This is a genomic window from Acinetobacter sp. ANC 4218 (genome assembly GCF_002135245.1).
GTDB lineage: Bacteria > Pseudomonadota > Gammaproteobacteria > Pseudomonadales > Moraxellaceae > Acinetobacter.
This window is the reverse complement of the sequence record NZ_NEGD01000014.1, coordinates 22,230-36,093: the sequence shown is the minus strand read 5'-3', so window position 1 is coordinate 36,093 and position 13,864 is coordinate 22,230. Positions and strand designations below refer to the sequence as shown.

Below are 13,864 nucleotides of genomic sequence, written 5' to 3'. Positions count from 1 at the left end.
AAAAAAGGGAGGAGCTTTGAAGTCCCTCTTTGAAAAAGGGGGATTTAGGGGGATTTATTAATATTCAAATTTAATGTTTTAACAACACATTTGGGTCAAGAGTTTGCACCATTTGCAGTCTCTGATCTGCATAAATATCGGTATATGGCGCAAGGATGCGCATAAAGCGATCGAAATACAGCATTTGCTTAAACAGCAAGGCAAAGTCGCGCGGGAAGCGAATGCCATGACGCTCGCCCACTCCCACCATATCCATCATGATGTCGTTTAAATCAGCAGGATTGGAAGTGAGTAACTCTTGAGGATCAGCCAAAAGGACACCACTGAACAGGCGTTCTAAGTCAGCCGCCAAAACTTGAGTATCAATTTTCTTGTCGGTCATGCCCATTTTTAGCATGTTTTCAGCCATGAGTTTGTAATCAGTTTTTTGCAGTGCATCCATGAAGGCAATACAAGCTGTCCAGACTTCAGGTTTTAGCTGGCCCACAATACCAAAATCGATAAAACCGACCCGGCCATCTTCAAGCAACATCAGGTTTCCAGCATGCAGGTCTGCATGGAAGCTGTTACACATCATCAAGCTGCCAAACCAGGTATTCATGGCGGTAATGAGCACCTGAGACGGGTCTTTAGCCACCTTTTTTACCACATCAAAATCGGTCAATGGCACGCCATATAAGCGCTGCATGGTGAGTACACGGCGGGTTGAGTATTGATGATAAACTTTTGGTGCAGTAGCTTTTTGGTTTTGCGTTATATTCAGATAATTAACGAAATCATCCAGGTTTTGCGCTTCTTCAATAAAGTCGACTTCGCGTACCATCCGAGTTTTAATTTCCTCGACAATATCGGCAAGTGATGCAAATTTCACTTTCGGTACGGCTTTTTCCAAAATCTTGGTGGCCCAGTGCAAGACATTCAAGTCGGTATACAGAATGGTTTCCACACCCGGTTTTTGCACTTTAATCACCACATCTTCACCAGTCACGAGTTTGGCTGCGTGAACCTGTGCGATAGAAGCTGAAGCTAAAGGTGTTTCATCTATAGAGGCAAAAATTTCTGAAAGATCACGCCCAGCAAATTCTGATGCCAACACCCCTTGTACATAACTAAAAGGCAAAGATGGGGTCTGATCCAAACAGCCCTGGAATTCTTCCACATATTCACGTGGGAATAATGACGGTGTGCTGGCAATAAACTGTCCGAGCTTGATATAGGTTGAACCTAAGGATTCAAAAGTTTCACGCATCAGCTTGGCGTTACTTGGTTTTTCTGTGGCGTATTTAAAGCCTGCTTTTGCTGCAATTACAGCCGTTTCCCCAACACGGGCAACTGAACGCAGGCCATCTAACCAGATATTGTTTTTCATAATGTCAGCTTAGAATTAAATTATAGCGAGTGTAGCAAAAAAATATGGTCTTGCAGGTCTATCTTGCCTGACAGATTGGACAATCTGTATCTTTTTCGAAAGCAAGTAGACGTTGTTTCATGCTTAATCCATCCCAAAGCATCAGTTTTTGTTTCAATGGTGTTTTGCCCAGCCCCAAGTAGAGTAAAGCATGATGCGCCTGCAAACTCGCCATAACATTCGGAGTCGTAGCTAATACGCCTGAATCTGCACAGCGCAGGTTTTCATTGGCATGCTGTTCTTTGGGAAATAGACATTCATAACAGGCAGATTCGCCTTCTACCATAAACAGCTGTCCCTGAAAACCAATCGCTGAAGCACTGATTAAAGGTACATTGAATTGCTTGCAGCTTTGGTTGACGAGATAACGTGTAGTGAAATTATCACAGCCATCTAAAACCAGATCTTGAGCTGAAATTAATGCTTCTGCATTGCTCTCGTCCAGTTTTACTGTTTGAGATTCAACACGGATATGCGGATTGATCTGCTGTAATCGCTTGGCCAGTATTTCAGCTTTATAGAAACCAATATTTTCTTCTACATAGGCTATTTGCCGTTGCAGATTACTCATTTCAATAGTGTCGGCGTCGATTAAAGTGATTTGCCCCACACCTGCCCGAGCAAGAAGTTCAGCTGTAGTACAGCCAATTCCACCACAACCGACAATCAGGACATTGGCAAGTTTCAGTTTTTCCTGGGCTTCAATGTCCCAGCCATCCAGCAAAATTTGCCGACTGTAAAGATGCATTTCTTCATCGCTTAACTCTAGATCCATGTCGAGTGCTTGGGTCACTTGCTTATCCTGTCTATTACTTGCGTTTGCTTAAACCAGACAGGCATTATAGTTCAAAATGAATTTTGCATAGGACTAAAAAAAAGCACCCTTTCGGGTGCAAGAGCATGAAACTTAAAAAAACGAAAAAGGTTTAACTGACTTTCTGAATTCCTTGCATGTTGGCAATTTCCTGCTGCTTGAGTAAATTGCGTTGAATTTTACCACTCGTGGTTTTAGGTAAACCTTCGACAAATTCGATTTCTTTAGGATAGGCATGTTTAGACAAACGTGAACGCACATATTCCTGAAGTTTATGGCTTAACGCATCCGAAGCCGAAAATTGCGGTTTAAGCACGACAAAAGCTTTCACCACCTCGGTACGTTCTGGGTCTGGCTTGCCAATGACTGCAGATTCCAAAACCTCGGCACATTCCAGTAAAGTGCTTTCCACATCGAAAGGACCCACACGATAGCCTGACGTTTTAATGACATCGTCAGCACGCCCAATAAAATCTACCCCACCCAGTTCATTTAATTTCACCGTATCACCGGTTAAATAATAATGCCCAACGAATGATTTACGGTTATTGCCGCCATAACCTTTAAACCAGGTTAAAGGTGATTGCGAAAAATCAATAGCCAAAGTGCCGATTCCGCCTCTTTCCACTTCTTCATGGTTTTGATTCAAGACCACAAAACGATGACCCGGGTTGGCAAAACCTGCGGAACCGACTTTCTTTTCATGGTCCAGAGCATGATGGTTGGCAATTACCATCCCCAATTCAGTCTGTCCATATTGATCATAAATATTCACATTCAGGTCATGATTAAACCAGTGAATCACTTCTGGGGTTAATGGCTCACCGGCACTACTGACGGCACGTAAATGTTCTTTAATGGATGGATCAAATTTTTCCTTGAATCCAAAAAACATCCGAAATGCCGTTGGTGAACCGGTCAAGTTACTGACTTTATATTTCTTTATGATCTGCACGGCGTTATCTACACTAAATGCACGTTCATCCATAATAATGCTATGCCCCAGACTTAAAGGTCCGGTAATGCCGTAATACAAACCATAAGCCCAACCCGGATCGGCCAGATTCCAGAAAGAGTCTTCTTCACTCAAATCCACCGCGTGGATCATATAGCCTTTAAATGCCAGCAGTGCTTTTAAAGGAACCTGCACCGATTTTGCCAAACCTGTGGTTCCTGAGGTAAACATCATCAGGAAATCATCTGCAAAAGTCTGCATTACCGGTTCAAAAGATTCTGACTGTTGCGCCAGTTCTGTCCAGAAATCGGCATCTGCATGACTTGAAACATCTTGTGGATGTACTGTAAGAATATGCGGGACAGTGACACCGTTCAGTTTTGAGCGTTGTTCTGCATTGGTGACAATCAATTGGGTTTTGGCTGTATTAATCCGGTGCTCAATGGCTTTGGATTCAAATGCAGTAAACAATGGTTGGTAAATTGCGCCCATACGCCAGGTGGCTAAAATGGTAATCAGCAGTTCAGGCGTACGCGGCAATAAACCGGCAATACAATCCCCAGCTTTTAAGCCAATTGAGCTAAAATAGTTTGCCAGTTTTCCTGAAGCTTCTGCCAGCTGTTCAAATGTCCATTCGGCAGATTCGCCGTTTTTGCCTTCCCAGATTAAGGCCGTTTTATTTAAACCGAGATAACGCTCGCAACATTCAACATAGGCATTGACTGACTCAGCCGTACCGACCAGTTGCTGTGCAAGAAAATCATCAAAATTAAACTCTTGATATGCTTGTTGTAGTGTCTTCATGACGACAACCTCTCATCCGTTATTTTATAAACAAAGCTCGTGCTTTGCTGATCCATTTTGCTTATTGTTCTGACTCTAAAAATGCCAAAGCTGATTCAGCATCTTTAAGTTTTTTACTTCACAGTTGACTTAGATAACCATGATTTCCCAGCTCCTGCAATTTCCTTATCCATCAGAAAATGTGCAGGATTTGAACACCGGCTAAAGTCTAAAATTTAGCCATTTGAAGCTTTAGCCAGTTTAGATTTTAGTCACCTCGCGGGCAATCACCAGACGCTGAATATCCGAAGCGCCTTCATAAATCTGGCTAACCCGTACGTCGCGGTAAATCCGCTCTACCGGGAAATCCGAGACATAGCCATAACCGCCATGAATCTGAATGGCATCGGAGCACACCCGCTCCGCCATGGTGGATGCAAACAGCTTGGCCATAGACGCTTCTTTCAAACATGGTAGCCCTGCATCTTTTAAGGTTGCCGCATGGAAAATCAGTTGGCGCGCCGCTTCAATCTGTGTGGCCATATCTGCCAGACGGAATGCAACGGCCTGATGCTGTACAATTTCCACCCCAAATGCTTTGCGCTGATTGGCATATTCCACAGCAGCATCAAGTGCAGCACGCGCCATGCCGACCGATTGTGCGGCAATCCCGATTCGGCCGGATTCAAGGTTGGATAATGCAATCTTGTAGCCTTCTCCTTCCTTGCCAAGTAAGTTTTCAACAGGAATACGACAATTTTCAAAAATGATGGTGGCGGTATCGGAACAATGCTGTCCCATTTTTTCTTCCAGACGGGAAACAATATAGCCTTCTGTGTCTGTAGGAACCAGGAAACAGGAGATGCCTTTTTTCCCTGCGGCTTTATCGGTCACAGCAAAGACAATCGCTACTTGGGCATGTTTGCCTGTGGTAATGAACTGTTTGGTACCATTCAATACCCATTCATCTCCATCACGTTCTGCTTTGCATTCCAGTGCACCGGCATCGGAACCGGCTTGCGGTTCGGTAAGACAGAAACATCCAAGCCATTCACCGGTGGCAAGTTTAGTGAGATATTTCTTTTTCTGTGCTTCTGTACCGTAACGCTGGGTAATGCCACACGGCAAAGAGTTTTGCACACTGACAATGGTGGAAATTGCGCCATCACCTGCAGCAATTTCCTCCAAAGCAAGCACCAGCGAAACATAGTCCAAACCAGCACCGCCCCATTGTTCGGATACGGTCATGCCCAAAGCACCCAGCTCACCGAGTTCTTTCAGTTCTTGTGCAGGAAATTGCGCAGTTTTATCACGTTCTGCGGCAGTAGGTTTTAACTTGTTTTGCGAATAATCGCGCAACATGTCCTGAACCATCTTTTGTTCGTCATTTAAAATCATTGAGCTTCCCTTTCTATATCTATTTTATTCATTTCAAACTTTTTAAAAATGACTGTATCTGGAGTACATGACGGCGACATGGATGTCGCCTGTAAAACTGAGATACAAGGAGGTATCTTCAGTTTCCCGAAAGAAAAGTAGGTCGAACCGAAGCTTAAACAGAGTTTTATACATATTGAAAAGACTCCGTCATGCCGCCGCCATTATCAATAATTATTTAGGCTGCATACGAATCGCGCCATCCAGACGAATCACTTCGCCATTTAAATAGGTATTTTCAAAAATATGCCCAACCAGATGTGCAAACTCTTCCGGTTTAGCCAAACGTGGTGGAAACGGCACCATTTGCCCCAAAGCCTCCTGCACATTCTGCGGCATGGCTTTCAGCATTGGTGTTTCCATAATGCCTGGTGCAATCGTCATCACCCGAATCGCCTCACGCGCCAGTTCACGTGCCAGAGGTAAAGTCATGGACACCACAGCACCTTTAGAAGCAGCATAAGCCGCTTGCCCAAGTTGTCCTTCAAATGCAGCCACTGAAGCAGTATTGACAATCACCCCACGCTCTTCTTCACCTGACTGCAATGGATATTTCGCCATCAAACTTGCCGCAAAACGGATCATGTTAAAGGTACCACTGACATTGATATTCAATACTTTCTGGAACAGACCCAGATCATGAATGCCATCACGACCCAACACTTTGGCAGACGGTGCAATCCCGGCACAGTTCACCAGACCATTTAACTGACCGTACTGCTGCTCAATATTTTCAAAGAAAACTTTGACTGCATGCTCGTCGGTCACATCCAGTTTGACAAAGACCGAATGCTCACCCAAGCGCTGCTGCATTTCCTGACCCAGCTCCTGGTTCATATCCACTATAATCACCTGAGCGCCCTGACCCACCAGATAAGTGGCTGTGGCTGCACCCAAACCCGATGCACCGCCTGTCACGACAAATACTTTTCCTTGAATTTTCATTTTTTGTTCCTGTTAATTATTTGAATAAACACTCGACTTAAGATGCAGAGTAAAGGCAGTTCAGCTAGAGTACAATTTCCAAACCTTGCATCTTTTATGATGGATTTGGACAATCCAGGTCAGCACAGCAAAAAATACGGAATACGGATATCTGTACATGAATGAACAAGACTTAAATTACAGTAAAGGCACGATCTCGATCAGTCTGGTGCATGAAGCGCTTTTATCTGCCCAGCATCAGGGATTGAACACGCAAAATATCTTGCTCAAATCCGGTATTCCTGTTGAGCTGCTGCATTCCAGTAAGGCTCGCGTTTCAGTTTCACAATATGCCCAGCTTTGGACTGAGCTGGCCGATGTCATGAATGACGAGTTTTTTGGGATGGACAGCCACCCAATGCGGCGCGGCAGTTTCAAACTGTTATCACAATCGGTAATGCATGCCGAAACTCTGGAAAAAGCCCTACAGCAAATTTTGCAGTTTTTAAATCTGGTACTGGATGATTTTATCAGTCAATTATCTGTGCAGGAAAACTATGCCTATATTGTGATTTATGAACAGAAACACACCAAAAGAATGTTCAGCTATGCCACCTATTTAATGCTGATTCATGCTTTGATGTGCTGGTTAAGCGGACAACGGGTCTTACTGAACCAGATTCAGCTCAAATGTGATGCCCCACTGGATGATCAGGACTATAAAGTCCGTTTTTGTGAAAATATTCAATACAATAGCCATGAAAACTATATCCAGTTCGATGCCAATTATTTAAATATTCAGATCAAACAGGACAAACAGTCATGGCATCAGTTTATTAGACAAACACCGCATAACCTGCTGGTGCGCTTTAAAAATCCACATGCGATTAGTTCTCAAATCCGTAAACATTTAATGAATGTTCCACCTGCTGAATGGTTAGAATTGAATGAAATTGCCCAGCGCTTAAATATTTCGGATGCCACCATGCAAAGACGTTTAAAAAGCGAAGGTGTAAGCTATCAACAACTTAAAAATGATATCCGGCGTGATACCGCCATTGAATTTCTGACTAAAACAGAGAAAACTTTGCAACAAATTAGTGATGAACTCAGCTTTCACGATCCGAGTGCATTCCATCGTGCTTTCAAAAAATGGACCGGCGTCAGTCCCGGGGCTTATCGGCAAAATAAGGAGTAATAAATTCAATATAAGCCATAAGAATATAGCTGCTTTTCTAAAAATTTGATAATTCTTTGCTTTTCATTAACTTAAAAAATGATGCATTTTTCGTCGGAATTTATTTGCAAAAAGCGACAAAATAGATTACTTTTCAACCAACTTAAAGGCATATCTTTATGCCACCCCTGCTGTAATCTCCCTGTTAAATCACCTTATATTAAAGGTTCTGACATGCTTAAAATGATTGATGTACTAGAGCAAAGCTTGGTGCAAAATTTTACTCATTCTCTCAATTCTCACACCAGTCAATTTGATGAGTTATTCAATCAAGGTATTTTAAATACTGCTGATTCTGCACTTCAAAATGTGGTGGTCAATTTCTTCAATCGTGCAGATGCCATTGAATCAGCTCAGGCACTGGATATCAGTGCTGATCGTATTCAAGCTTTACAAACTGGCGTAGCTTTAAAAGATGCGCAATATCTTGCAGATACTGCAAAAATTGTGGCGCTTTGTTTAGCCCTTGAAACCGATGCGCTTGCACACTTGGACATATCTGATGGTTTACAAGATTTTCTAATATAAATCTAAAACCCATTAAAAAAAGCGACTCCAGTGAGTCGCTTTTTTTAAATCAATTTAATTTGTTTGATTTTATATCACGCCCCAAGTAGATTTTCCCACATATCTTTTTCTAGTCACATCTCTCATGCATTGCACCAGACAGATCTGAATTACTCATCAAATCCTGTCGTCGGCTTGCATCGCCATTTAAAAACATGGTTTTGACCATTTTCTTTAAGTCATCGTTTTCAGCAATCGCTAAACGCAACCATTAATGTAATTACATAGCAATGACATTGAAATAACAAAATCTCATCTTTCTTAATTGTTTCATATTTTACTTTTATTCATGCTGATGTAACTTTTTGATATAAAGTGCAAAATATTTAAACAAATAAAATAAATTCATTAAAATTCAATAATTTACTTCACATAAATTTAATATATCCAGAATTAAGATAATTTTATAAAAATTACTCTTTTGTCTTATCCCTTGAGTTACTGGCAGTATTTGCCGCATCTCATTCAAATCATTCTATCGGGACTTATATGCAAAATTCTGGTTTCAAAACGAAAATACTCACAGCGATCACATTCGGCTTGGTCAGTCAATATAGCATGGCAGCCCTACCTGATACGCTAAAGCTGGATTATGCCTATTATGCTCCGACCAGTTTGGTGGTGAAGGAACAAAAACTTTTGGAAAAAGCTTTACCTAAAACCCAGATTAAATGGGTGTTTAGTCAAGGGAGTAACCGTTCACTCGAATATTTAAATAGTGGCAGTGTAGATTTTTCCTCAACCGCCGGTTTGGCAGCCGTACTCAGCCGTGCCAATGGCAGTCCGATTAAAACAGTTTACATTCAGAGTCAGCCTGAATGGACAGCCTTATTGGTTGCAAAAAATTCTCCCATTAAAAACCTAAAAGATTTAAAAGGAAAAAAAATTGCCGCCACCAAAGGTACAGACCCTTTCCTGTTTACCTTACAGGCACTGGAAACAGCAGGCTTGAATAAAAAGGATGTTCAGCTTGTACACTTATCCAGATGGTAAAACGGCACTGGAACGTGGACAAGTCGATGCCTGGGCCGGTTTAGATCCGCTAATGGCCTCTGCACAAGTCCAGTCAGGTGCAAAACTGCTGTATCGAAATGTCGGTTTTAATAGTTACAGCGTATTAAGTACCAGGGAGCAATTTGCCAGCCAAAGCCCGGAAGCCATCGAAGCGGTGATTAAAGCTTATGAACAGGCACGTAAATGGGCCAAAGCCAATCCAGCCAAACTGGCCGAATTGCTGGCACGTGAATCGAAACTGCCTATTGCTGTGGCCAAACTGCAACTCAGTCGTACCAATTTTGAGCAAAACATCCCGACTGTAAAACATCTCAATGCATTGAAAAAATCAGGAACCATTTTGACCGAAGAGGATTTAGTTCGTAAAGGCACTAATGTCAATCAGGTGATTGATCAACTGTTTGATGCAAAATATGCAAACAAGGTTGTAAATAGATAATGAGTTCGTCTGTAACAACGAATAAGGTACCGGTTCAACCTGAAATGGATAGAGTCCCAGCACCTGGCTTGCTTAAATTATTAAGCAAGCTGAAGGGGCTGGTCATCCCTGTTCTTGCGTTGATCCTGTGTGAATTTTTGGTTAGAAACGGTTTTATAGCACCCTACCTGCTCCCCGCACCCAGCAGTTTATGGCAATCGTTATTAGAACTGTCTACAGGTGATTTGTGGCTACATATCTGGACCAGTACCTGGCGGGTATTTCTAGGCTTCTTTATTGGTAGCGGACTTGCGCTGGTTTTCGCCATCTTGGTCGGTTTAAATAAGCAAGCTGAAGAATTTTTAGAACCTTCTTTTTCAGCGATTAAGTCGATTCCAAGTCTAGCCTGGATTCCCCTGTTACTGCTGTGGTTAGGCATCGATGAAGCATCCAAAATTACCCTGATTGCCATCGGCGCATTTTTCCCGACCTATACCAATACCGTTGCCGCGATTCAGGGCGTAGACCGCAAGCTGATTGAAGTCGCGCAAGTCTACCGTCTGAAATACCTGCAACAGATCAAGGAGATTGTACTTCCGGCAGCATCCCCGGGTATTTTAACCGGTTTACGCAACAGCCTGAGCTTGTCCTGGATGTTTATGATTGCTGCTGAACTGATCGCGGCCACTCAAGGGATTGGTTATTTGCTTAGTGATGGACGGGAAACCTCTCGACCTGACATTGTGATTATTGCAATTATTTTATTGGCGATTTTAGGCAAAATGACGGATAGCTTAATGAAAATTGCTGAAAAAATGGCTGTTACGCTGGCGGGATGTAGTCAAAAAATAAAGCGCATGATGCGCTTTATTTTTTATCTTTTTTAAGATTAATGTGGCCACTGCCCCAAAGTGACACGGTCATTACCACCATAATCTTTTACCGTACGCACTTGCTTATACCCGGCTTGAGTAAAGATATGCCGCACAGCATCGCCCTGATCATAACCATGTTCCAACACCACCCTGCCATTGACGGTTAAATGCTTTTTGCCTTGCTGGATAATTTGCTCAAGGTCAGCAAGTCCATGTTTGTCTGCCACCAAAGCCCGCTCCGGTTCATTCGCCAAATCCTGCATATGGATATCATCTGCATCGATATACGGCGGATTGGAAACAATGACATCAAAGAATTCACGGCCCAGAGGTTTAAACCAGGAACCACAAACAAAACGCACATGCTCAAGATCATGCTTTTCGGCATTAAACTGAGCAACTTCTAGAGTCGGTGCATAAATATCGGTTGCCGTAATAGACCAATCCGGACGTTCACTGGCAAGAGATAAGGCAATGGCTCCGGTTCCGGTGCCTAAATCGACAATTCGGGCATCTTCAGGCAAATCGAGTTTCAGTACCGTTTCCACCAGTACTTCTGTATCTGGACGTGGCACCAAGGTGTCTTTAGTGACTTTTAAATCCAGTGTCCAGAATGGCTGAGAACCCGTCACATAAGCCAGAGGTTCACCTGCTGCAATACGTGCCAGGCCATTACGATATGCCTGTTCTTGCTCTGCTGTTAATTCCAGAGTTTTTTTCAATGGCAAATCAAAAGCATCAATTTTGGTAATGTGCTCAAGTAACCACGCATTTTCCTGGCGTTCATAGCTTTCTGCATCACCACGTAAGGCCAAAGCCTGTGCAATATTCATTAACCACCATTCTGCTGTGCAAGAAGTGCCAACTGATCTGCCTGATATTCGCGATGCAAGCTGTCAAGCAATTCCGTCAAGTCACCTTCCATCACGGCATCCAGCTTATATAAAGTCAGGTTGATACGGTGATCAGTCATACGACCTTGCGGATAGTTATAAGTACGGATACGTTCCGAACGGTCACCGGAACCAACCAAGTCACGGCGCATTTCCGAAGTTGCCGCATCTGCCGCCGCACGTTTGGCATTTTCCAGACGTGAAACCAGAAGTGCCATGGCTTTGGCTTTGTTCTTATGTTGTGAACGTTCATCCTGACATTCAACCACCGTACCGGTTGGAATGTGGGTAATACGGACTGCCGAATCGGTTTTGTTAATGTGCTGACCACCTGCACCCGATGCACGATAAGTATCAATACGCAAGTCTGCCGGGTTAATCTCTACCGAAGTATCGACATCGACTTCAGGCAAAATGGCAACCGTACAGGCAGAGGTATGTACCCGACCTTGTGATTCGGTTGCAGGAACACGTTGTACGCGGTGTGCACCACTTTCAAATTTTAAGCGACCGTAAACACCTTCACCATTAATCAGGCAGATGACTTCTTTATAACCGCCATGCTCGCCTTCATTTTCAGACAGGATTTCCAGACGCCAGCCCTGAGTTTCAGCATATTTGCTATACATACGGAATAAATCGCCCGAGAAAATCGCAGCTTCATCACCACCGGTTCCGGCACGAATTTCCAGATAGGCAGAATTGGCATCATTTGGATCTTTCGGAATCATCAGAATATTTAAGTCTGCTTCCAGTTGTTCCAGCAGCACCTTATTGTCTTTTATTTCTTCTTGGGCCATTTCCTTAAAGTCAGGATCGCTCAACATGGCTTCAGCAGTTTGTATATCTTCTTCTGCCTGACGGAATTTAGTCCAGACTTCAGTAATTTCAGATAAATCACTATGCTCACGAGACAATTGGCGGAAGCGTTTGTTATCTGAAATCACTTCAACGTCGGCAAGTAATGCGTTTAATTCTTCATGACGGTCAGAAAGTTGATCTAATCGTAAACGTAACGATTCTTTCATTTTGCTAAATATCTCAATACAAAGGCTATCTCCATGCCTTAAAGGACATAGATCAGCGCAAAAAAATTGTGCCTAGTGTAACGATTCTAAGGGTTAAATAACATAGATATTGTGGGGACAAACCCACATATAGAAAGGGATTTTTTTAAGATAAAAACTGTATTGATACCAGCTTTATTCATATTTGCCTTATAAACGTGCATTTTATGAGCACTTTTAAATATTGTTAATATAACTTTACAAAGCAGACACTAAACGCCACAACTCTAGTTGAACCTCTCCACATTGTTGGAAAAAATTTTTGTTACATTTGCCGACATCGAAATAACTTACCTATAACGTTCATTTTGGACATGGAGTTAACTATGAAACTGAATGCATTATTACTCAGCGCAACAATGGCGGCTGCATCAATGTTTACTGTTACTGCTCATGCAGACAACTCTACTCGTATTGCGGCAACATCCGCATTAGGTAGCGTAGCAGGTACTGCAATTGGTAAACAGATGGGCGGCAATACCGGTGCAATGATTGGCTCTGCTATCGGGGGTGCGGGTGGTGCGGCAGTTTCTGCAGACCGACGTAATCGTACAGGTGCTGCTATCGGTGGTGGTCTAGGCGGTGTTGGTGGTTATGCCGTAGGTAAAAATGTCGGTGGTTCTACTGGTGGCTATATCGGCTCTGCACTAGGTGCTGCAGGTGGTTCGGTACTGGGTAAAAAAGTTTCAGAAGACCGTCGTGCGGATCAACGCAAATACAAGAAACATTCTAAAAGATATTATCGTAGCCATCGTTAATAGATGATGCTAAGACAGAACAAAAAAGTACCTAAAGGTGCTTTTTTGATTTTTTATCATAATGATCCGTTATTAATTATGGATAAATCTGAAAGATAAAAATACAAATGATAAACAACTCACCCATTATCATTTCTACATCTTTTATTACATTTAACTCAAGAAATAACAAAAGCTTCCAAAAGGAGTTTGCCATGAAATTTAATTCCATCATTCTTGCTGCTGTAGTGACTTCATCTGCTTTAACCATGACTACAGCCAATGCAGGCAATACAACAAATACAGCCTTAACTTCTGCTCTGGGCGGTGTTGTAGGTGCCGCCGTGGGTAAACAGATGGGTGGTACCACAGGCGCAATGATTGGTTCAGCGATTGGTGCTGGAGCCGGTGCCGGTGTTGCTTCCAACAAACGTGACCGTACTGGTGCCGTGATCGGTAGTGCTCTGGGCGGTGCTGGTGGCTATACCGTAGGTAAAAATATGGGTGGTACTAATGGCGGTTATATCGGTGCCGGGTTAGGTGCTGCAGGKGGGTCGGTACTGGGTAAAAAAGTAAGCGAAGACCGTCGCTACGATGACCGTGATGAACGTCGCTATGATCGTGATGAGCGTCGTTATGATGACCGCTATGATCGCCGTTATAACAGTTATCGTTACAGTGACCGCCACGACAATGGTCGTCATTTAGGTTGGTACAAAAACGGTAAACGTTAAT

Annotated in this window: 11 protein-coding genes and 2 pseudogenes; 6 read left to right on the top strand and 7 right to left on the bottom strand. The window is 43.0% G+C overall.

Annotated features, from left to right (window positions below; genetic code table 11):
• Positions 1 to 70 precede the first annotated feature (70 nt).
• The 5 genes from B9T38_RS13475 to B9T38_RS13455 all read right to left on the bottom strand — a co-directional run bounded on the left by B9T38_RS13475 (position 71) and on the right by B9T38_RS13455 (position 6,342).
• A complete protein-coding gene (locus B9T38_RS13475) occupies positions 71 to 1,369 on the bottom strand; it encodes an ABC1 kinase family protein (RefSeq protein WP_086197288.1) in 1,299 nt (432 codons plus the stop codon).
• A 58-nt stretch (positions 1,370 to 1,427) separates the two neighbouring features.
• Positions 1,428 to 2,183 (bottom strand): HesA/MoeB/ThiF family protein, encoded by a 756-nt coding sequence (locus B9T38_RS13470; protein WP_086197348.1) that lies wholly within the window; start codon positions 2,181 to 2,183, stop codon positions 1,428 to 1,430.
• Between the two features lie 151 nt (positions 2,184 to 2,334).
• Entirely contained in the window at positions 2,335 to 3,981 is a 1,647-nt protein-coding gene (locus B9T38_RS13465; RefSeq protein ID WP_086197287.1) for an AMP-binding protein, read from the bottom strand.
• A gap of 240 nt (positions 3,982 to 4,221) precedes the next feature.
• On the bottom strand, positions 4,222 to 5,358 hold the full coding sequence (locus B9T38_RS13460; protein WP_086197286.1) for an acyl-CoA dehydrogenase family protein: 1,137 nt from the start codon (positions 5,356 to 5,358) through the stop codon (positions 4,222 to 4,224).
• Between the two features lie 213 nt (positions 5,359 to 5,571).
• The gene (locus B9T38_RS13455; protein WP_086197285.1) at positions 5,572 to 6,342 is read right to left on the bottom strand and encodes a 3-hydroxyacyl-CoA dehydrogenase; all 771 of its coding nucleotides are present in this window, start codon (positions 6,340 to 6,342) and stop codon (positions 5,572 to 5,574) included.
• A gap of 157 nt (positions 6,343 to 6,499) precedes the next feature.
• Between B9T38_RS13455 and B9T38_RS13450 the strand changes: the two genes are divergently transcribed.
• From B9T38_RS13450 to B9T38_RS13435, 4 genes and pseudogenes are all read left to right on the top strand, one after another.
• On the top strand, positions 6,500 to 7,519 hold the full coding sequence (locus B9T38_RS13450; RefSeq protein WP_086197284.1) for an AraC family transcriptional regulator: 1,020 nt from the start codon (positions 6,500 to 6,502) through the stop codon (positions 7,517 to 7,519).
• 213 nt (positions 7,520 to 7,732) lie between these two features.
• Positions 7,733 to 8,086, top strand: a complete 354-nt coding sequence (locus B9T38_RS13445) for a hypothetical protein (RefSeq protein WP_086197283.1) — start codon at positions 7,733 to 7,735, stop codon at positions 8,084 to 8,086.
• A gap of 528 nt (positions 8,087 to 8,614) precedes the next feature.
• Positions 8,615 to 9,578: pseudogene (locus B9T38_RS13440) on the top strand (aliphatic sulfonate ABC transporter substrate-binding protein).
• Between the two features lie 44 nt (positions 9,579 to 9,622).
• Positions 9,623 to 10,409 (top strand): annotated as a pseudogene (locus tag B9T38_RS13435) (ABC transporter permease).
• Between the two features lie 37 nt (positions 10,410 to 10,446).
• Here B9T38_RS13435 and prmC read toward each other — a convergent pair.
• Positions 10,447 to 11,265, bottom strand: coding sequence for a peptide chain release factor N(5)-glutamine methyltransferase (gene prmC / locus B9T38_RS13430; RefSeq protein ID WP_086197282.1), 819 nt, complete (start codon positions 11,263 to 11,265; stop codon positions 10,447 to 10,449).
• On the bottom strand, positions 11,265 to 12,353 hold the full coding sequence (gene prfA / locus B9T38_RS13425; RefSeq protein WP_086197281.1) for a peptide chain release factor 1: 1,089 nt from the start codon (positions 12,351 to 12,353) through the stop codon (positions 11,265 to 11,267). Before prfA ends, prmC begins: the two co-directional genes overlap by 1 nt.
• A gap of 365 nt (positions 12,354 to 12,718) precedes the next feature.
• Here prfA and B9T38_RS13420 point away from each other — a divergent pair, with 365 nt between their 5' ends.
• Together B9T38_RS13420 and B9T38_RS13415 are read left to right on the top strand one after the other, a co-directional pair.
• On the top strand, positions 12,719 to 13,150 hold the full coding sequence (locus B9T38_RS13420) for a hypothetical protein (protein ID WP_086197280.1): 432 nt from the start codon (positions 12,719 to 12,721) through the stop codon (positions 13,148 to 13,150).
• Between the two features lie 194 nt (positions 13,151 to 13,344).
• Positions 13,345 to 13,863, top strand: coding sequence for a YMGG-like glycine zipper-containing protein (locus B9T38_RS13415; RefSeq protein ID WP_086197279.1), 519 nt, complete (start codon positions 13,345 to 13,347; stop codon positions 13,861 to 13,863).
• Position 13,864: the final 1 nt, after the last annotated feature.